This is a genomic window from Nocardioides perillae, from assembly GCF_013409425.1.
In the GTDB taxonomy this organism is placed as follows: Bacteria; Actinomycetota; Actinomycetes; order Propionibacteriales; family Nocardioidaceae; genus Nocardioides; species Nocardioides perillae.
On record NZ_JACCAC010000001.1, the window covers coordinates 1,848,552 to 1,866,086 of the forward strand.

Consider the following 17,535-nt stretch of genomic DNA (forward strand, 5'->3'; position numbering starts at 1 on the left):
GTGGAGGAGCGGCTCGTCGAGACCCCGCAGGGCCCCGCCCGGTTGCTGACGCGGCGTGCGCGCAAGCCGGTGGTGACGCTCGTGCTGCAGCACGGCGCCGGTGGCGGCGTCGAGAGCCACGACCTGCAGGCGCTGGCGACGCACCTGCCGCGCCACGGCGTGACCGTGACGCTGCTCGAGCAGCCGTGGCGCGTCGCCGGGCGCCGGCTCGCCGGGCCGCCGCGCACCCTCGACGAGGCGACGGTCGCGGCGGTCTCCCAGCTGCGCACCCGCTCGCCCCTCGTGCTCGGCGGCCGGTCCGCCGGCGCCCGCGCGAGCTGTCGCACGGCGCGCACCCTCGCCGCGGCCGGGGTCCTGTGCCTCGCCTTCCCGCTGCACCCGCCCGGCCGGCCCGAGCGCAGCCGCGCCGACGAGCTCGCCGGGGCGGGCGTCCCGACCCTGGTGCTGCAGGGGGAGCGCGACCCCTTCGGCCGCCCCGAGGAGCTGCCCGAGGGCCTGTACCACGTCGACGTCGCAGTCGTGCCGGCCGCCGACCACGCGCTCGCGACGCCGCGCACCTCGGGGCTCGGCCCCGCCGACGTGGCCGACGTGCTGGTGGAGGCCACGCTGGAGTGGCTGGTGCGCGAGGTCGTCGGGAACACCTCCCGCCCCTGAGGTGTTCACCTCCCATGCTCGTGCTCACCCCCGACGCCGGTCCCGGGCCCACGTCCGCCGCCCCGCGGCTAGGCTGGTCCGCGATGACCGACACCCCCGCACCCACCGACGTGGCCGCTGCCGGCACCCCTGCCGACGGCGCCGAGGTCGACCCCGCCGAGCTGCTGGCCCGCGAGACCGACGCCGAGCGCACCGCCCGCTTCGAGCGCGACGCGCTGCCGTTCCTCGACCAGCTCTACAGCGCCGCGATGCGGATGACCCGCAACCCGCAGGACGCCGAGGACCTGGTGCAGGAGACCTTCGCGAAGGCCTACTCCTCCTTCCATCAGTTCCGGCCCGGCACCAACCTGAAGGCCTGGCTCTACCGCATCCTCACCAACACCTTCATCAACACCTACCGCAAGAAGCAGCGCCAGCCGCAGCAGTCGATGTCCGAGGACGTCGAGGACTGGCAGCTCGCCCGCGCCGAGTCGCACACCTCCAGCGGCTTGAAGTCGGCCGAGACCGAGGCGCTCGAACACCTCCCCGACTCGCAGGTGAAGGACGCCCTGCAGCGGCTGCCCGAGGAGTTCCGCCTCGCGGTCTACCTCGCCGACGTCGAGGGCTTCCCCTACAAGGAGATCGCCGAGATCATGCAGACCCCGATCGGCACCGTCATGTCGCGGCTGCACCGCGGGCGCCGGCAGCTGCGCGACATGCTCGCCGAGTACGCCCGGGTCAACGACCTGCTGCCGGTCGGGCAGCGCGAGGGGAGCGAGTCGTGAGCCAGCACGTCCACGCCCACGGGCCCGCCGAATCCGAGGGCTGCGCCGACTACCTCGAGCGGATCGTCTACTTCCTCGACAACGAGCTCGACGAGGCCGACTGCTCCGCGGTGCAGGCCCACCTCGACGAGTGCGGCCCCTGCCTGGAGAAGTACGACCTGCAGCGCACGGTCAAGACTGTCGTGGCCCGCTCGTGCTCCGAGGCGGCCCCTGAGGCGCTGCGCGCCCGGGTGCTGCTGCAGATCCGCGAGGTCCAGGTCCGCATCACCGAGGGCTGAGGCGTCCGCACCCGGCCGATTGGCCCCGCACCGCGGGCGGCTGCGATGATGACCGACGGCCACCCGGCCGCGACCTACCAGGAGGACACCATGGGCAAGACCGGCCGCAAGCGCCGCGCTCGCAAGAAGAAGGGCGCGAACCACGGCAAGCGCCCCAACGCCTGAGCGCACCACTCAGCACTGAGCCCCCGAGCACCCCAGCCACGGCTGCGGGCCGGGGGCTCGCTGCGTCCCGGGCCCCCGTCGGGCAGCCGGGACCGGCTCGGGTGGCCGGTGACCGGCCGCCCGCTGGCGCGCCGTCAGCCGAGGCGGGCGAGGAACCGTGCGACGTCGACGACGACCCGGGTGACCTCGCCCGTCGCGACCACCTTGCCGGCGTCGGGTGCGTCGCCGGCGTGGCGCACCGCGACGGTGAAGCGGTGCAGCCGCCCGTCGACGTGGCTGACCGACGCGCTCACCTCCACCTCGCGCCCGACCGGGCTCGCGCCGCGGTGCTCGAGCTCGACCCGCGTGCCGACCGACGTGCTGCCCTCCGGCAGGGTCGGCTCGAGCGCCGCGCAGGTCGCGGCCTCGCACCACGCGAGCACCCGCGGCGTGCCGAGGACCGGCAAGCTGCCCGAGCCGACCGCCACCGCGGTGTCGTCCTCGCCGACCGTGAAGGTGAGCGTCGCGCTGGGCGTGCCGGAGCTGCCAGGCCGGCTCGAACGGGCGGGTGTGCGCGGGGTCTCGGTCATCGGGGCTCCTGCAGGTCGAGGCGGTAGGCGAGCAGCCGCACGTGCGGCACGGGCGTCCAGTCGAGGGCGGGCGCGCGGGTGAAGCCGAGCCGCTCGTAGAGCCGGTGCGCCCCGGCCATGTCCGGCAGGGTCGACAGCAGCACGCGGCGGGCGCCGTGGTCGACGGCGCGTGCGACGGCGTGCTGCACCAGTGCCTCGCCGACACCGCGGCCCTGCGCGGCGGGGTCGACCGCGAGCATCCGGAACTCGCCCTGCTCGGGGTCGTCGGCGTCGGCGAGCTCGCGCCACGGGGAGCCGGGTGGACAGGCGGTGACGCTGCCCAGCACGCGGCCGTCGTCGCTGCGGGCCACCCAGAGCTCCGCCTCGCGGGCGCGTGCGGGCGCGTCGCGCAACCGCGCGGCGTACGGGTCGTCGGGCCCCAGCAGGAAGGGCGCGTAGGCCGCGACCGTCGCCTCGCCCACCGCCGAGAGCTCGTCGGGGCGGGCGAGGCCCAGCGCCAGGTCGACCACGTGGGTCTAGATGCCGAAGGTCGCGCGGGGGTAGGCCGCGTCGACGTCGGTGATCACGTTGACCAGGTAGGGCACACCGGAGGCGAAGGCGCGGTCCAGGGCCGGGCCGACCTGGCGGGGGTCGGTCACGGTCTCGCCGGCGCCGCCCAGGGCCTTGACCACCTCGTCGTAGGCGGTGCGCGGGGCGAGGTCGGCCACGACGTCGTAGCCGTAGAGCATCTGCATCGGGCCCTTCTCCAGGCCCCACGCCGAGTTGTTGCCCATCACCATCACGACCGGGAGGCCGTGGCGGACCAGGGTGTCGACGTCCATGAGCGAGAAGCCGGCGGCGCCGTCGCCCAGCAGCAGCACGACCTGGGAGGACGGCCGGGCGATCCGCGCCGCGATCGCGGCGCCGAGGCCGGCGCCGAGGCAGCCGTAGGGGCCGGGGTCGAGCCAGCCGCCCGGTCGCTTCGGCTCGACGAACTTCCCGGCGAAGGAGACGAAGTCGCCGCCGTCGCCGATGACGACGGCGTCGTCGGCCAGCCGCGGCACGAGCTCGCCGTAGATGCGGGCCGGGTGCACCGGGTCGGCCTCGGCCGCGAGCAGACCGCGGTCGCGCTCGACCGCCGCGCGGACGCCGTCTCGCAGCGTCTGCGCCCAGCCGCTCCAGTCGGGCCGGTCGCGGTCGAGCGCGGTGAGGACGCCGTCGAGCACGGCGGAGAGGTCACCGCTGACGGAGGCGGCGAGGTCGGCGTGCTGGGCCACCTGGCCGGGGGAGTCGGCGACGTGCACGACGCGGGCGGGCGCCGCCCCCTCCTTGCCGCCGAAGACGCCGTAGCCGAGCCGGAAGTCGAGCGGCGTGCCGACCACGACCACGAGGTCGGCCGAGCCGAGGGCCGTGCTGCGCGCCTTGGTGACGAGCAGCGGGTGACCGCCGGGGACCACGCCGCGGCCCATGCCGTTGGTGAGGGCGGGGATGCCCGCCTGCTCGACCAGGCGCAGCGCGGCCTCCTCGGCGCGGTCGGCCCACACGTCGGTGCCGAGCACGAGCACGGGGCGCTCGGCGGCGCGCAGCAGCGCGGCCACGCGGGCGACGGCGTCAGGGTCGGGGTCGGCGCCGCGCAGGTCGCCCACCACCGGCACGTCACCGGACGCGGGGGCGAACAGCTCGTCCATCGGCACGTCGACGAAGACCGGGCCGCGGTGCGAGGAGCCCGCGGCGGTGAAGGCCTCGTGCACGCCGGGGAGCACGTCGCCGGCGGTCGGCAGGGTGCGGGCGAGCTTGGAGACCGAGGCGACGATGGGCGGCTGGTCGAGCTCCTGCAGGCTGCCGGAGCCCCACCGGTTCTGCGGGGCGCGGCCGCCCAGGACGACCATCGGCGAGCCCGCGAACTGCGCCTGGGCGATGGCGCTGACGCCGTTGGTCACGCCGGGTCCGGCGGTCAGCACGGCCAGGCCGGGCACGCGCGTGAGCTTGCCCGTGGCCTCGGCGGCGAAGGCGGCCGTCTGCTCGTGGCGGACGTCCAGCAGCCGCATCGGCGGGTCGGCCTTGACCGCGCCGTCGTAGACCGGGAACACGTGGGCGCCGGAGAGGGTGAAGACGGTCTCGACACCGTGGGCGCGGGCGACCGCCACGACGGCGTCGCCGGCGTGGCCCGCCAGAACGCCGGGAGTGCCGGGCGCGCCGGGAGCGCCGGGAGCGCCGGGGGTGCTCGAGGTGCCGGGGTCGCTGGTCGGGGCCGCGCCGGAGCCCTCGGTGGTGGTCATGCGCCGCAGGCTACCCGTGGGTCACCTCGACGTCAGGCACCCTCAGGACAGTGCGTGCGGGTTGCTGCGGCGCAGCGCGTCGACGACGACGAGCAGCAGGTCGGCGCGCACCTCGGGCGGTCGCGGCGCGAGCGCGAGCTGCAGGTGCAGCGCCCGCAGGAAGGCCTCGGGGTCGCCGGTCGAGAGGAAGGGGTCGCGGTCGCCGAGCGGCGGCGCGGTGGCGGCCGCGGCGATGCGCGCGACCCACGGCTCCAGCACGGTGAGCGGCACGAGCTCGCGGCGCAGCACCGCCATCGTCGCCATCGCCATGCGGTCGGGCTCGCCGGCGACCAGCAGCGTGCCGGGGGAGGAGAGGAGGCGGTCGGCGAGCACGTCGAGCACCACGGTCAGCTCCGGCGCGCCCAGGTGGCGCGAGCCGGCCAGCGCGCCGAGCGCGTCGGCCCCGTGGGCGAGGGCGTGGGCCCACCCCTTGCCCGGCACGAAGCCGCGCAGGTCGCGCTCGCGCAGGAACCAGGTGGCGAGCCGGTCGCCCCAGTCGAGCACGGTGCCGGCGCCCAACAGGCCGAGCTGCTGGTCGCGCTGCAGGCACTCGGCGAGGACGAGCGCGGAGAAGCTGCGGCGGAAGACGCCGTCGCCGCCCGGCTCCTCCCCGAGGCCGACGCCGAGACCGGCGGCCATGCCGTCGCCCAGTCCGGCGAGCAGCTCGTCGTAGACGCCGCGCCCGAGCCACGTGGCGAGCGTGGGGTAGGCGGTGCCGTCGCGCTCCTGCGGGTCGGGACTGCCGAGCATGCGCGTCAGCTCCGCCGTCAGGTCGTCCAGCGGTCGGTCCGTCGGGACCGCGAGCCCTCCGGAGAGGACCTGCTTCCAGTAGGCCGAGGTGCTGGGCATGGGGGCCATCCTGCCAGCCCCCGGCGGCGCTCCGGACCGGCCCGGGGCCCGGCCCTAGGCTGTCGGCGTGCCCACGCTGAACGAGCTCGTGCGTGCCCACACCGACCTCACCGAGGACGACGTGGCGTGGCTGCACCTGCTCCTCGCCGACTGGCAGATCCTCGCCGACCTGTCATTCGCCGACCTGGTGCTGTGGCTGCGCGACCGCGAGGACGTGGGGTGGTGGGCGGGCGCGCAGATGCGGCCCACGACCGGCCCCACGGCGTACGTCGACGACGTCGTCGGCACCTTCGTGCCGGTGGGGCGCCGCCCGCTGCTCGACCTCGCCTGGGGGCAGCAGCGCACGGTGCGCGAGGGCGACCCGGAGTGGCGCGACGACGTGCCGGTGCGCGTCGAGGTGATCCCGGTGCGGCGCGGTGACCGGCTGCTCGGCGTGGTCGCCCGCAACACCAACCTGCACGGTGTGCGCACCCCGAGCCGGCTGGAGCTGTCCTACCTGCAGACGGCGGCCGACCTCACCCAGATGATCGCCTCCGGCCACTTCCCCTCGCCGGGGCAGCGCAGCGACCACGCCGACTCCCCCCGCGTGGGCGACGGCTTCCTCCGCGTCGACGCGTCCGGCCGGGTCGCCTACGCCAGCCCGAACGCGCTCTCGGTCTACCGACGCCTCGGCCTGACCGGCGACCTCGCCGGCACGGTGCTGGCGGAGGTCACCCGCGACCTGGTGCCCCCGCGGCGCCGGCCCGACGAGGAGACCCTGTCGGCCGTGCTGGGCGGGCGGGTGCACCGCGACACGGAGATCGCCGTGGACGACGTGGCGCTCATCGTGCGGGCGATCCCGCTGCGACCGGGCGGCGAGCACCTCGGCGGCCTCGTGCTCGTGCGCGACGTCTCCGACCTGCGCCGGCGCGACCGCGAGCTGGTGACCAAGGACGCCACGATCCGCGAGATCCACCACCGGGTGAAGAACAACCTGCAGACCGTGGCCGCGCTGCTGCGCCTGCAGGCACGCCGCACGGACGCCCCCGACGCGCGCGCGGCGCTGGAGGAGGCCGTGCGCCGCGTGGGCACCATCGCGATCGTGCACGAGACGCTGAGCCAGGCCGAGGCCGAGCAGGTCGACTTCGACGACGTCGCCGACCGGCTCGGCCGCATGGTCGCCGACGTCGGCGGGCTGGCCGGCCGCGTCGCCGTCGAGCGGGCGGGCTCCTTCGGCGTGCTCCGCTCCGACACCGCCACCGCGCTGGCGACCGTGCTCACCGAGCTGCTGCAGAACGCCGTCGAGCACGGGTACGCCGGGTCCCCGGCGGAGGTCTCCGGGCGCATCACCGTCACCGCGCACCGCGCGGCCGGTCGCCTCCACGTCGCGGTGGAGGACGACGGGCGGGGGCTGCCGGAGGCCTTCGACCTCGCCTCGTCGAGCAGCCTGGGGCTCTCGATCGCGCGCACGCTCGTGGAGTCGGAGGTGGGCGGCGAGCTCGCGCTCGGCCGTGGAGCCGGCGGACGCGGCACCCGGGCGCGGCTCGACCTCCCGGCCGACTAGGTCGCCCGGGAGGCCGCGGTCACGGTGTCAGGCGGTGCGCACCCGGGCCCGGGCGTTGCGACGCTTGAGCGCCCGGCGCTCGTCCTCGCTGAGCCCGCCCCACACGCCGTGGTCCTGGCCCGCCTCCAGCGCCCACGCGAGACACTGCTCGCGCACCTCGCAGCGACGGCACACCTGCTTGGCCTCCTCGATCTGGAGGATGGCCGGACCGGTGTTGCCGATCGGGAAGAACAGCTCCGGGTCCTCGTCGAGGCACGCGGAACGGTGGCGCCAATCCATGGCTGGGGTGACCTCTTTCGTCGGACGTCTGGTGGCAGGGTGACCCTGCGGTCGGCGCGCCGCAGGCAGGTGCCGAACACGTGCTCGAGGGCACGCCCGCAGGCCAGCGCGTCGTACAGCCTCCCAACTCGCGCGGCCCCGCACAACCCCCGTCGGTGGTCTCGTCCGTCACAGACCCTCGGTACGCTCGCCGTCGTGCGCGCCCCCGACGTCCCCGCCCCCCTGGTCACCGCGGCCTCGCTGGCCGCCGTCGAGGGGCTGCTGCTGGTGCTCGTCGGGGTGGCGGAGGTGGCCTCGCTGACCGGCGGCAGGCTCACGATGGGTCTGACGACCGCAGTGTTCTTCCTCGCCGCGGGCGGCGGCCTCGTGGCGTGCGGCTGGGCCCTGGCGCAGGGACGCGCGTGGGGCCGCGGGCCCGTCCTGCTGGCGCAGGTGATGGCGCTGGCGGGGGCCTGGTCGGTGCGCTCGACCTACCTGCTGGTCTCGCTGCTGCTGCTCGTCGTGGCGGTCGTCGTCGCCGTGGGCGTGCTGCACCCCGCCAGCATCGCGCTGCTCGAGGGGAGCCGGCTCCACGACGAGCCCGACGACGTCGACCGGGAGCGGTAGCAGCGCGGCTCAGTCGCGCTCGAGCGAGGCGCGCAGCTGCTCGAGCGTGCGCGCCAGCAACCGGGAGACGTGCATCTGCGACACCCCGACCTCGGCGGCGATCTGCGACTGCGTCATGCCGCGGAAGAAGCGCAGCAGCAGGATCGTGCGCTCGCGCGACGGCAGCGCCTCGAGCAGCGGCTTGAGCGACTCGCGCACCTCGACGTGGGCGAGGCCCGCGTCGTCGACGCCGATCGCGTCGAGCATGCTCGCGGGCCCGTCCTCGCCCTGCTCGCCGGCGTCGAGGCTGAGCGTGGCGTAGGCGTTGGCCGACTCGAGGCCCTCGACGACCTCCTCGACGGTGCAGCCCACCCGCTCGGCGAGCTCGCGCGGCGTGGGGGAGCGGCCGAGCTGCTGGGTGAGGTCGGCCGTCGCGGCGGTGAGTTGCAGCCGCAGCTCCTGCAGGCGCCGCGGCACCCGGATGGCCCACCCCTTGTCGCGGAAGTGGCGCTTGACCTCGCCGAGGATGGTCGGCGTGGCGTAGGTCGAGAACTCGACGCCGCGGTCCTCATCGAAGCGGTCGACGGACTTGATGAGGCCGATCGTGCCGACCTGGACGAGGTCCTCGAAGGGCTCGCCGCGGTTGCGGAAGCGGCGTGCGCAGTGCTCGACGAGCGGCAGGTGCAGGTGCACCAGCGCATCGCGGGCGGACTGCCGCTCCTCATCGGTGCTGGCGGGGTCGCGCAGCGTGGCGAACAGCGCGGCGCTGCGGCGCCGCACCTCCTCGGTGCGCTCGGAGCGTCCGACGTCCTCCCCCTCGACGTCCACGCTCACCGGGTCGAGCCGGCCCCGCTCGCGACCTCGGTGCGCATCACCAGCCGGACCTCCAGCGACCCGGCGGTGGCCTCGGCGCTGGCCTCGCTGGCCAAGGTGGCGAGCACCTGCCAGGCGAAGCTGTCCTCGTCGACGGCGGGCTGGCCCGCGGTGTCGACCGAGACGCGCACCACCATCACGCCGTCGCCGAGGCCGAAGCGGCACCACAGGTCGGCGTCGGGGGCGGCCTCGGGCAGGACCATGGCGCAGGCCTCGCCCACGGCGATCCGGAGGTCCTCGATGTCGTCGATGGTGAAGTCGAGGCGGGCCGCGAGGCCCGCGGTGGTCGTGCGGAGCACCGAGACGTAGGCGCTGTCGGCCGGCACCTTGAGCTCGACGTCCGCGCGTTCGTCCCCGTGGCCGGGCACCTGCCCGTTGACCGTCATCGACGTCATGGCTCCTCGTCCGGCTCGCCTCGCGGCGGTGCAGCGGCACCGCCGCGGCCAACCCTACAGATGCCGGACGCCCGGCCGCGCGAGGCGCGGACCGGGCGTCCGGACAAGGTCTGCGAAGGGACCGCTCAGGCCTTCTTGGTCTCCCAGAAGATCTCGGCGATCTCGTCGATCTTCGCCAGCAGCTGGTCGGCCACGTCGGCATCGAGGGCACCCTTGGCGCCCGAGGCGCCGGCGAGCTTGGTGGCCTCGTTGACCAGCTGGTGCAGCTGGGGGTACTTCTCGAAGTGGGGCGGCTTGAAGTAGTCGGTCCACAGCACCCACAGGTGGTGCTTGACCAGCTCGGCGCGCTGCTCCTTGATGAGGATCGCGCGGGTGCGGAAGTCGGGGTCGTCGTTGTCGGCGACCTTGGCGATGATGCCCTTGATCGACTCGGCCTCGATGCGGGCCTGGGCGGGGTCGTAGACGCCGCAGGGCAGGTCGCAGTGGGCGGAGACCTCGAGGGTGGGGGCGAACAGCTCGCGGAGCATGCGTGACCTCTCTGACTGGGTTTTCGCGGTCGGCCGCGCTCGCCCGCGGGCGGGCGGCGGCCCTCGGCTGCGACACTACTCCGCGTGCGAGGGCGACAGCGGGGGAGTGCCCACCCGTCCGGGGACCCGGTCGCCCGTCGTCGCCGGCTGGGCTTCGCCGTCGTCTCCGGCGCCTCGATGCAGCCGCTGTTGCGCCCCGGTGACCGGTTGCTGGTGGTCCACGGGCGCCGCCCGCGCGCCGGCGCGGTGACGGTCGCCCGGTTCGCCGACGGCACGGTCGTGGTCAAGCGGGCCGTCGAGCGGCGTACGACGCGGGGCGGCGCCCCGGGGTGGTGGCTGCTGAGCGAGGACCCGGCCGTCGGCGTCGACTCCCGTCACCGCGGGCCCGTGCCCGACGACGACGTGCTCGCCGTCGCCGTGGCCCGCGTGTGGCCCGCACCCCGCCTGCTGCGCTAGCCGCCCCGGCACCTCCGGCACCTCCGGCACCTCCGGCACCTCCCGCCACCTCCGGCACCGCCGCGGTGTCGCGTTCCCCACACCCGGCGCGGGCACGCGCTGTGCCAGACTGGCCGCCCCGGGGAGACCCCCCTGGGCCGCCGTCGGCCGTCACCGCCCACCCCGTGGTGCCCGCCCTCCGCCGCGGCCCCCGGCGGCACACGCCCCGCCCCTGGTCCCGCCCCCGATGCCTCTGCGAGGAAGACGCCTGATGGCTGCCACCGAGTCCCGTCCCGAGCCGCGCCTGGAGCCCCGTCCGGTGGGCCCCCACCCGCACGAGGGCGACCCGGTCTTCGACCTGCACGTCGGTGGCAAGCTCGAGACGGTCTCGACCGTCGCGCTCGTCGGCCGCGACGACCTGTCGAAGGCCTACACGCCCGGCGTGGCCCGGGTCTGCGAGGCGATCGCCGCCGACCCCGCCATGACGCAGCACTACACCTGGGTGCCCAACACCGTCGCCGTCGTCACCGACGGCACCGCGGTCCTCGGCCTCGGCGACATCGGCCCGGCCGCCGCCATGCCGGTGATGGAGGGCAAGGCGGTGCTGTTCAAGCAGTTCGGCGGCGTCGACGCCGTGCCGATCTGCCTCGACACGACCGACACCGAGGAGATCATCGAGACCGTCGCCCGGCTGGCGCCGAGCTTCGGCGGCGTCAACCTCGAGGACATCTCCGCGCCCCGGTGCTTCGAGATCGAGGACCGGCTCAAGGAGATGCTCGACATCCCGGTCTTCCACGACGACCAGCACGGCACCGCCGTGGTGGCGCTGGCCGCGCTGAAGGGCGCGCTGCGCCTCACCGGCCGCGACATCGGCTCGATCCGCGTGGTCATCTCGGGCGCTGGCGCCGCGGGCGTCGCGGTCGGCAAGATCCTGCTCGAGGCGGGCGTGCGCGACCTCGCCATCACCGACCGCAAGGGCGTGCTGCACTCCTCCCGCTCCGACCTCACGCCGGTCAAGCGCGCGGTCGCCGAGGTCACGGCCGACCTGACGGGGCGGCAGGGGTCGCTCGCCGAGGTGCTCGACGGCGCCGACGTCTACATCGGCGTCTCCGGCGGCACCGTGCCCGAGGAGGACGTCGCCCGGATGGCCGAGGGCTGCGTGATCTTCGGGCTGGCGAACCCGACGCCGGAGGTGCTGCCCGAGGTGGCGCACCGCTACGCGCGGGTGGTGGCGACCGGCCGCAGCGACTTCCCCAACCAGATCAACAACGTGCTGGCCTTCCCCGGCATCTTCCGCGGCGCCTTCGACACCCGGGCCACCGCGATCACCGAGGGCATGAAGCTGGCCGCGGCCGACGCGCTCGCCGACCTGGTGGGCGACGACCTCGCCGAGGACTTCATCATCCCCTCGCCCTTCGACCCCCGGGTCGGCCCGGCCGTCGCGACCGCCGTCGCGGAGGCCGCGCGCCGGGACGGCGTCGCCCGCCGCTGACCCGCGCGCAGGCGCTAGCCTCCCGCACGTGGCGGGGGAGGCGGATCCGGAAGGGCTGCTCGCGGACCTGGTGGCCCGCGGCGCGCGCCGTCGCACGGGCCTGGTGGCCGGCGTGCTGCGCGGCGGTGGGCGCTGGGTGCGCGGCGGCGGCGGGCGCGCGGGCGGGGCGCCGCCCGACGGCCGCTCGCTGCTCGAGGTCGGGTCGCTGACCAAGACCTACACGTCCCTGCTGCTGGCCGACGGTGTGGTGCGGGGGGACTGGCGCCTCGACACCCCGGTGCGCGAGCTGCTGCCGGCCGGCACGGTGGTCCCGTCGCGCGGGGGCGTCGAGATCACCTTGGAGCACCTCGCCACGCACCGGTCCGGACTGCCGCGGGTGCCGCTGCCCACCGTGCGCGGGTCGTGGCAGATGCTGCGCAACCGCGACCCCTACGCTCCGCTCACGACCGAGCTGCTGCTGGAGCAGCTGGCTGCGACCCGGCTGCGCCGCACCCCCGGCACCGGCGGGGTCGGCTACAGCAACACGGGCGTCGGGCTGCTCGGCCTCGCCCTCGCCCACGCCTGCGGCACCTCGTACGGCGAGCTGCTGGCGCGGCGGGTCACGGCGCCGCTCGGCCTGCACGACACCACGACGCCCGACCTCCTCCACGCGGAGCAGAGGGCCCGGGTGCGTCCGGGGCACCGGCGGTCCGGACGGCCCGCCCCGTCCTGGCCGATGACGGCGATCCCCGCCGCCGGTGCGCTGCTGTCGACCGCGGAGGACGTGCTGTCCTGGCTGGCGGTGCAGCTCGACCCGCACGAGGGGCCGTTGTCCGAGGCGGTCGCCCTCACGCAGGTGCCCCGGGTGCGCGGGCGGCGCGGGGGGACCGGGCTCGGCTGGATGCGGCTGGAGGGGCCGCACGCGGCGTGGTGGCACAACGGCGGCACCGGTGGCTACCGCTGCTTCGCGACGTTCGTGCCGGAGCACCGCACCGCGGTCGTGGTGCTCTCGAGCGACGCCCGCAGCGTGGACCTGCTCGGGCTGTGGGCACTGCGGCGCCTGACTGGGCGCTAGCCTCTCAGCATGTTCGCCGTCTACGCCGAGTCCTTCTCCTCCGACGACCCGCTGAGCGGCCTGGTGGTGGGCGAGCGCCCCGACCCGGTCGCGCCCGACGGCTGGACCACCGTCACGGTCAAGGCCGCCTCGCTCAACCACCACGACGTGTGGTCGCTGCGGGGCGTGGGCCTGCGGCAGGAGGCGCTGCCGATGATCCTGGGCTGCGACGCGGCCGGCCTCGACGAGGACGGCAACGAGGTCGTCGTGCACGCGGTCGTCAGCGACCCGACGTGGCGCGGCGACGAGACGCTCGACCCGAGGCGCTCGCTGCTCAGCGAGCGGCACCAGGGCACCTTCGCCGACCAGGTGGTCGTGCCGCGCGGCAACGTCGTGCCGAAGCCCGCGTCGCTGTCGTTCGAGGAGGCGGCGTGCCTGCCGACGGCGTGGCTGACCGCCTACCGCATGCTCTTCACGCAGGGCGGGCTGAAGGCCGGCGACACCGTGCTGGTGCAGGGCGCCGGCGGCGGCGTCGCGACCGCGCTGATCATCCTGGCGCGGGCGGCGGGGCTGAAGGTGCTCGCCACCAGCCGCGACGAGGGCAAGCGCGCCCGCGCGCTCGAGATCGGCGCGCACGAGGTCTTCGAGTCCGGCGCCCGGCTGCCGGTCAAGGTCGACGCCGTGATGGAGACGGTCGGCCGCGCCACCTGGTCGCACTCGGTGCGCTCGCTGCGTCCCGGCGGCGCCATCGTCATCAGCGGCACCACCTCGGGCCCGCAGCTCGACGACGCCGAGCTCACCCGCATCTTCTTCCTGCAGCTGCGCGTCATCGGCTCGACGATGGGCACCCGCGACGAGCTGGCCTCGCTGGTCACGATGCTCGACGCCACCGGCGCCCGGCCGCTGCTCGACCGGACGCTGCCGATGACCGACGCCCGCGACGGGTTCGCCGCGATGGCCGCGGGCGACCTGTTCGGCAAGGTCGTCTTCACCCGGTGACGGCGGTGACCTCGGGGGCCCGCACCCACCTGGTCACCGGCGCCGGCTCGGGCATCGGCGCGCTGCTCGCGCGGCGCCTGCTCGACCGCGGCGACGGGGTGCTGGCGGTGGCACGCTCGGCGTCGCGGGCCGACGACCTGCGGCGCGACCTGCCGGGAGCCGAGGTGCTGGTCGCCGACCTCGCCCACCCCGAGTCGGTCGAGGCGCTGGGCCTGCCCGAGCGGCTCGACTCGGTCGTGCACGCGGCCGGCGTCGTCACGCTCGGCACCGTCGAGGAGCTCTCGGTCGCCGCCTGGGCGGAGCAGCTGCGGGTCAACCTGGTCGCGCCCGCGGCACTCACCCGCCGCGCGCTGCCGCCGCTGCGGCGCGCCGGCGGCACCGTCGTCATGGTCAACTCCGGCGCGGGGCTGCGGGCCAACCCCGGCTGGTCGGCCTACGCCGCCTCCAAGCACGGCCTGCGCGCCCTCGCCGACGCGCTGCGCGTCGAGGAGGCCGGCAGCGGCGTGCGCGTGACCTCGGTCTTCCCCGGCCGCGTCGCGACGCCGATGCAGGAGGAGGTGCACCGCCAGGAGGGCAAGGAGTACGACGCCGGGCAGTGGGTCGACCCCGGCACCGTGGTCGACGCGATCGTGCACGTGCTCGACCTGCCCGCCGACGCCACCCTGACCGACCTGACCCTGCGCCCGCGGGGCTGACCGCCCTCTCACGCCGATGGGTCGGGGCCGGTTGCTCGCCGCCTGCGCGGTGCTCGCCGCAGTCGCCGTGCTCTTCGCCTCCACGGGCGTCGTCGCCGCCCTGGCTGGCGGGTCCTGGTGGCAGCGCGGCGCGGGCGTGGGCGCGGTGGTGATGGTCGTCGGGTCCGCGTGGGCCCTGCTCGGCCCCCGGGACCGCTCGGCCCGCCTGGGCCTGGAGCAGGCGGTGGCCGGCGGTGCGTGGGTGCTGGTGGTGCCGCGGCGTCCCTGGCACCGGGTAGCCGTCGTGGCGGGGGCGCTCGGAGCCGCGGTGGCGACCGCGGGCTTCGGCGCGCACGAACTGTTCGTGGAGGGCCTCGACGGTGACGAACCGCGAGGGCCGGCGAACCTCGTCCTCCTCGCGCCCGTCGTCACGGTGGGCGCGGCGTGGCTGACGGTGGCGGCGCTCCGGGGCCGGCCGCGGCTGACCTTGGGTGCCGGCAGGGTCGAGGTGGCCGGCCTGTTCGCCCCCCTGGTGATCGAGCACCGCGACGTGGTGCGGTGGCTGCCGGGCCGGGAGCCTCGCAGCAGCGTGCAGGTGGAGCTCCGCGCGACCCGCCGGCGCGACACGCACCGGGTGCTGGGCGCGGCCTCCTGCGCCTGGGACGGTCGGCAGCTCGTCGAGGTGCTGCGGTGGGTCGACGCTCACGAGCGGGAGATGCGTGTGCTCGGTCCGGGCGCGGCGCCGGACGACCGCGACGCGTTGGCCGAGACGCTCGAGGCCATCGCGCACCGGGTCGTCCGCGGCTGAGGTGCGGCTCCTGCCCTCGCGGGGCTGAGCGGGGCGGCCGACGCCTCAGTGGTCGCGCAGCGCGGCGTGCTGGTCGACGTTGCGCCCCGCGAAGGGGTCGGGAGGAGGACCCGGGTCGACGGCGGCGAGCGCGTCGTCGAGGCGGGGCGACGGCGGCAACGTGCGGTAGGGGCCGTCGGGTGTGCCGGCGGGGGTGGGGTCGTCGTCGCGGGTGTCCATCCCGGTGACGCTACCCCCGCCGGCCCGCCACCGTCCTCCCCCGGCGCTCACCGGGGGAGGACGGTGACGTCGAGGCGGCTCAGGTGTCGCGCGAGCGCCAGTGCAGCGCGCCGACGAGCACCATGCGCAGCTGGGTGCGCGCGGTGGCGGCCAGCTGCTCCTCGGCCGCCCGCCGGCCTGCGGCCGCGACGATCTGCTCCGCGCGGGAGACCATCGAGGTCACGATGAGGTTGGCCAGGATGCGCAGGTCCTCGGCCGACCAGTCCTCGGTGCCGGGCAGGCGCGCGATGTCGGTGGCGAGCTCGCGCTCGATGAGCTCGATGCCGTGGCGGATGGCCTCGCGCACCGGCGGGGGACCGGCGATGCGCTCGCGGGCGATGAAGCCGAAGTGGTCGCGGCGGCGGTGGACGTGGTCGACCAGCACGTCCACGGAGCGGTCGATCATGTCCCAGAAGGTGGGGTCGGCCTCCTCCGGGCGGCGTACGTCGCGCAGCATCGCCCGCAGCGACACGAGCGACTCGTCGACCAGCTGCAGCCCCACGTCGTCGAGCGAGGCGAAGTGCCGGTAGAACGCGGTCGGCACGATGCCGACCTCGCGGGTCACCTGGCGCAGGGAGACCGTGGAGAGCGTGCCCTCGGCCGCGAGCCGCAGTGCCGCGGCCACGATGGCTGTGCGGGTGCGCTCCTTGCGCTCGCCCCGCGACTCGGCGCGCACGTCCTCGCTGCGCGCAGGAGAGGCCGCATCGGGCGCCGAGCCAGGCATGGGCGGCATCCTAGCCCGCGGCGGCCATCGTGATCCGGTGCACACGGAGTCACCGGGAAGCGCGGCACCTCGCCCGCGGGGCAGTGGACTGACCACCCGTGGGCGGTGTCACGTCGACGGCCCGTTGACCGAGCGGGGGCCTGCTCGGCACCATGTTGGGTGTACGCACGTTCACCGAACCGACCAGGAGTCACCATGGGCCTCGCAGGCACGCTGCTCCGCTCCCGCGCCGTCGCGGCGCTGGCCTCGCCCCACGGCGTGGACCGCTACCTCGAGCTGGTCAACCCCATGTGGGCGGCCCACGACGTGCGTGCGCAGGTGGTCGGTGTCGTGCAGGAGACCGGGGGAGACCACCCCGTCGCCACCCTCACCCTGCAGCCGACCAGCACCTGGCGTGGCCACCGCGCCGGGCAGTACGTCCAGGTGGGCGTCGAGGTCGACGGTGCCCGCCGCACGACCCGCTGCTTCTCGATCTCCTCGGCCGCCTCGCTGCCGGGTGAGCCGTTCACGATCACCGTGCGTGCCCAGGACGACCTGCCGGGGCGCCCGAGCGTCTCGCGCTTCCTCGCCACCCGCGCCACGCCGGGCCTCACCGTGCACCTCTCGCAGGCGGAGGGCGACTTCACGCTGCCCGGCAGCCCCGCGACCCCGCACGGCGCCGCGCCGGTGCTGATGATCAGCGGCGGGTCGGGCATCACCCCGCTGATGTCGCAGCTGCGGACGCTGCTGCGCGACGGCTACGACGGTCACGCCGGCCGCCGCGTCACCTTCCTGCACTACGCCCGCACCCCGGCCGACCAGATCTTCGCCGACGAGCTGCGCTTCGTCGACCGCGCCGACAACGGCGTCGACGTCCACCTCGTGCACGACCAGGCGGGCGGCGAGCCCTTCAGCGTCGAGTCCTTGGAACGCCTCGTGCCCGACTTCCGCGAGACCGACGCGTGGGTCTGCGGCCCCGCCGGTCTGGTCGAGAAGGTCCGCGAGGCCTACGGCGACTCGCCGCGCCTGCGCATCGAGTTCTTCAAGCCGGCCACGATCGGCACCCCGAGCGGGGCGACCGAGGGCGACGTCGCCTTCGCCCGCAGCGGCGCCTCCGCCGCCAACACCGGCGAGACGCTGCTCGCCCAGGCCGAGGCCCTCGGCCTGCGGCCCGAGAGCGGCTGCCGGATGGGCATCTGCTTCTCCTGCACCTCCCGCAAGACCAGCGGCACCGTCCGCAACGTCGTCACCGGGGTCGAGAGCTCGGCCCCCGACGAGGACGTCCAGATCTGCGTGTCCCAGCCCGTCGGCGACTGCGTCGTCGACCTGTGAGCCCCCGAGCCGAAGGAGCCACC

Annotated in this window: 23 protein-coding genes; 13 read left to right on the forward strand and 10 right to left on the reverse strand. The window is 75.6% G+C overall.

The genetic code is table 11. The features are described from left to right. The 4 genes from BJ989_RS08555 (at position 1) to BJ989_RS19005 (ending at position 1,861) form a co-directional block, all read left to right on the forward strand. Positions 1-654 (forward strand): alpha/beta family hydrolase, encoded by a 654-nt coding sequence (locus tag BJ989_RS08555; RefSeq protein ID WP_179517848.1) that lies wholly within the window; start codon positions 1-3, stop codon positions 652-654. 83 nt (positions 655-737) lie between these two features. Further along, on the forward strand, positions 738-1,418 hold the full coding sequence (locus tag BJ989_RS08560; RefSeq protein ID WP_246283419.1) for a sigma-70 family RNA polymerase sigma factor: 681 nt from the start codon (positions 738-740) through the stop codon (positions 1,416-1,418). Beyond that, positions 1,415-1,696, forward strand: a complete 282-nt coding sequence (rsrA, locus tag BJ989_RS08565) for a mycothiol system anti-sigma-R factor (RefSeq protein WP_179517849.1) — start codon at positions 1,415-1,417, stop codon at positions 1,694-1,696. Before BJ989_RS08560 ends, rsrA begins: the two co-directional genes overlap by 4 nt. 90 nt (positions 1,697-1,786) lie before the next feature. Continuing rightward, on the forward strand, positions 1,787-1,861 hold the full coding sequence (locus tag BJ989_RS19005; RefSeq protein WP_369759046.1) for a 50S ribosomal protein bL37: 75 nt from the start codon (positions 1,787-1,789) through the stop codon (positions 1,859-1,861). Positions 1,862-1,995: 134 nt separating this feature from the next. Here BJ989_RS19005 and BJ989_RS08570 read toward each other — a convergent pair whose 3' ends face one another. From BJ989_RS08570 to BJ989_RS08585, 4 genes are read right to left on the reverse strand one after another with little or no spacing between them, the layout of a single operon-like run. Further along, entirely contained in the window at positions 1,996-2,430 is a 435-nt protein-coding gene (locus BJ989_RS08570; RefSeq protein ID WP_179517850.1) for a thioesterase family protein, read from the reverse strand. Next, entirely contained in the window at positions 2,427-2,939 is a 513-nt protein-coding gene (locus BJ989_RS08575; protein WP_179517851.1) for a GNAT family N-acetyltransferase, read from the reverse strand. Before BJ989_RS08575 ends, BJ989_RS08570 begins: the two co-directional genes overlap by 4 nt. 6 nt (positions 2,940-2,945) lie before the next feature. Further along, positions 2,946-4,688, reverse strand: coding sequence for an acetolactate synthase (locus BJ989_RS08580; protein WP_179517852.1), 1,743 nt, complete (start codon positions 4,686-4,688; stop codon positions 2,946-2,948). Positions 4,689-4,730: 42 nt separating this feature from the next. Beyond that, positions 4,731-5,576, reverse strand: coding sequence for a DUF2785 domain-containing protein (locus tag BJ989_RS08585; RefSeq protein WP_179517853.1), 846 nt, complete (start codon positions 5,574-5,576; stop codon positions 4,731-4,733). A gap of 67 nt (positions 5,577-5,643) precedes the next feature. Between BJ989_RS08585 and BJ989_RS08590 the strand changes: the two genes are divergently transcribed. Next, positions 5,644-7,119 carry a histidine kinase N-terminal domain-containing protein gene (locus BJ989_RS08590; RefSeq protein ID WP_343049199.1) on the forward strand — a complete coding sequence of 492 codons (1,476 nt, stop codon included), beginning with the start codon at positions 5,644-5,646 and terminating at the stop codon, positions 7,117-7,119. A gap of 27 nt (positions 7,120-7,146) precedes the next feature. Here BJ989_RS08590 and BJ989_RS08595 read toward each other — a convergent pair whose 3' ends face one another. After that, positions 7,147-7,398 carry a WhiB family transcriptional regulator gene (locus tag BJ989_RS08595; RefSeq protein WP_011755173.1) on the reverse strand — a complete coding sequence of 84 codons (252 nt, stop codon included), beginning with the start codon at positions 7,396-7,398 and terminating at the stop codon, positions 7,147-7,149. Positions 7,399-7,593: 195 nt separating this feature from the next. Between BJ989_RS08595 and BJ989_RS08600 the strand changes: the two genes are divergently transcribed. Next, complete coding sequence (locus BJ989_RS08600; RefSeq protein WP_179517854.1) at positions 7,594-8,004, forward strand: hypothetical protein; 411 nt, start codon at positions 7,594-7,596, stop codon at positions 8,002-8,004. A gap of 9 nt (positions 8,005-8,013) precedes the next feature. Here BJ989_RS08600 and BJ989_RS17160 read toward each other — a convergent pair whose 3' ends face one another. The 3 genes from BJ989_RS17160 to sodN all read right to left on the reverse strand — a co-directional run bounded on the left by BJ989_RS17160 (position 8,014) and on the right by sodN (position 9,778). Continuing rightward, on the reverse strand, positions 8,014-8,817 hold the full coding sequence (locus BJ989_RS17160; RefSeq protein ID WP_343049201.1) for an RNA polymerase sigma factor SigF: 804 nt from the start codon (positions 8,815-8,817) through the stop codon (positions 8,014-8,016). Further along, positions 8,814-9,251 carry an ATP-binding protein gene (locus BJ989_RS17165; protein ID WP_218848776.1) on the reverse strand — a complete coding sequence of 146 codons (438 nt, stop codon included), beginning with the start codon at positions 9,249-9,251 and terminating at the stop codon, positions 8,814-8,816. The genes BJ989_RS17160 and BJ989_RS17165 overlap by 4 nt, the downstream gene beginning before the upstream one ends. Before the next feature lie 125 nt (positions 9,252-9,376). Next, on the reverse strand, positions 9,377-9,778 hold the full coding sequence (sodN, locus tag BJ989_RS08610) for a superoxide dismutase, Ni (RefSeq protein ID WP_179517856.1): 402 nt from the start codon (positions 9,776-9,778) through the stop codon (positions 9,377-9,379). Positions 9,779-9,862: 84 nt separating this feature from the next. On the opposite strand from sodN, the gene BJ989_RS08615 reads away from it, so the two are divergent. From BJ989_RS08615 to BJ989_RS08640, 6 genes are all read left to right on the forward strand, one after another. Continuing rightward, positions 9,863-10,234 carry a S24 family peptidase gene (locus BJ989_RS08615; RefSeq protein ID WP_343049202.1) on the forward strand — a complete coding sequence of 124 codons (372 nt, stop codon included), beginning with the start codon at positions 9,863-9,865 and terminating at the stop codon, positions 10,232-10,234. Positions 10,235-10,484: 250 nt separating this feature from the next. Then, entirely contained in the window at positions 10,485-11,705 is a 1,221-nt protein-coding gene (locus BJ989_RS08620; protein WP_179517857.1) for an NAD(P)-dependent malic enzyme, read from the forward strand. Positions 11,706-11,733: 28 nt separating this feature from the next. Continuing rightward, on the forward strand, positions 11,734-12,759 hold the full coding sequence (locus tag BJ989_RS08625; protein WP_179517858.1) for a serine hydrolase: 1,026 nt from the start codon (positions 11,734-11,736) through the stop codon (positions 12,757-12,759). Positions 12,760-12,768: 9 nt separating this feature from the next. Next, entirely contained in the window at positions 12,769-13,737 is a 969-nt protein-coding gene (locus BJ989_RS08630) for a zinc-binding dehydrogenase (RefSeq protein WP_179517859.1), read from the forward strand. Continuing rightward, on the forward strand, positions 13,734-14,432 hold the full coding sequence (locus BJ989_RS08635; RefSeq protein ID WP_343049203.1) for an SDR family oxidoreductase: 699 nt from the start codon (positions 13,734-13,736) through the stop codon (positions 14,430-14,432). The genes BJ989_RS08630 and BJ989_RS08635 overlap by 4 nt, the downstream gene beginning before the upstream one ends. A gap of 16 nt (positions 14,433-14,448) precedes the next feature. Beyond that, positions 14,449-15,219 (forward strand): hypothetical protein, encoded by a 771-nt coding sequence (locus BJ989_RS08640; RefSeq protein ID WP_179517860.1) that lies wholly within the window; start codon positions 14,449-14,451, stop codon positions 15,217-15,219. A 45-nt stretch (positions 15,220-15,264) separates the two neighbouring features. Here the strand turns inward: BJ989_RS08640 and BJ989_RS08645 are convergent, their stop codons facing one another. Both BJ989_RS08645 and BJ989_RS08650 read right to left on the reverse strand, forming a co-directional pair. Then, positions 15,265-15,438 (reverse strand): hypothetical protein, encoded by a 174-nt coding sequence (locus BJ989_RS08645; protein ID WP_179517861.1) that lies wholly within the window; start codon positions 15,436-15,438, stop codon positions 15,265-15,267. Between the two features lie 79 nt (positions 15,439-15,517). After that, complete coding sequence (locus BJ989_RS08650; RefSeq protein ID WP_179517862.1) at positions 15,518-16,201, reverse strand: TetR family transcriptional regulator; 684 nt, start codon at positions 16,199-16,201, stop codon at positions 15,518-15,520. A gap of 195 nt (positions 16,202-16,396) precedes the next feature. Here BJ989_RS08650 and BJ989_RS08655 point away from each other — a divergent pair, with 195 nt between their 5' ends. Beyond that, positions 16,397-17,512: a ferredoxin reductase gene (locus BJ989_RS08655; protein WP_179517863.1), complete on the forward strand. Its 1,116-nt coding sequence runs from the start codon at positions 16,397-16,399 to the stop codon at positions 17,510-17,512. The last annotated feature ends 23 nt before the right edge of the window (positions 17,513-17,535 follow it).

Excerpts from the sequence above, each read along its gene's own strand:
- BJ989_RS08645 (WP_179517861.1), bottom strand. The coding sequence starts at position 15,438 with ATGGACACCCGCGACGACGACCCCACCCCCGCCGGCACACCCGACGGC.
- BJ989_RS08560 (WP_246283419.1), top strand. The coding sequence starts at position 738 with ATGACCGACACCCCCGCACCCACCGACGTGGCCGCTGCCGGCACCCCT.
- BJ989_RS08620 (WP_179517857.1), top strand. The coding sequence starts at position 10,485 with ATGGCTGCCACCGAGTCCCGTCCCGAGCCGCGCCTGGAGCCCCGTCCG.
- BJ989_RS08630 (WP_179517859.1), top strand. The coding sequence starts at position 12,769 with ATGTTCGCCGTCTACGCCGAGTCCTTCTCCTCCGACGACCCGCTGAGC.
- BJ989_RS17165 (WP_218848776.1), bottom strand. The coding sequence starts at position 9,251 with ATGACGTCGATGACGGTCAACGGGCAGGTGCCCGGCCACGGGGACGAA.
- BJ989_RS08570 (WP_179517850.1), bottom strand. The coding sequence starts at position 2,430 with ATGACCGAGACCCCGCGCACACCCGCCCGTTCGAGCCGGCCTGGCAGC.
- BJ989_RS08650 (WP_179517862.1), bottom strand. The coding sequence starts at position 16,201 with ATGCCTGGCTCGGCGCCCGATGCGGCCTCTCCTGCGCGCAGCGAGGAC.
- BJ989_RS08640 (WP_179517860.1), top strand. The coding sequence starts at position 14,449 with ATGGGTCGGGGCCGGTTGCTCGCCGCCTGCGCGGTGCTCGCCGCAGTC.
- BJ989_RS08595 (WP_011755173.1), bottom strand. The coding sequence starts at position 7,398 with ATGGATTGGCGCCACCGTTCCGCGTGCCTCGACGAGGACCCGGAGCTG.
- BJ989_RS08580 (WP_179517852.1), bottom strand. The coding sequence starts at position 4,688 with ATGACCACCACCGAGGGCTCCGGCGCGGCCCCGACCAGCGACCCCGGC.
- sodN (WP_179517856.1), bottom strand. The coding sequence starts at position 9,778 with ATGCTCCGCGAGCTGTTCGCCCCCACCCTCGAGGTCTCCGCCCACTGC.
- BJ989_RS08585 (WP_179517853.1), bottom strand. The coding sequence starts at position 5,576 with ATGCCCAGCACCTCGGCCTACTGGAAGCAGGTCCTCTCCGGAGGGCTC.
- BJ989_RS08655 (WP_179517863.1), top strand. The coding sequence starts at position 16,397 with ATGGGCCTCGCAGGCACGCTGCTCCGCTCCCGCGCCGTCGCGGCGCTG.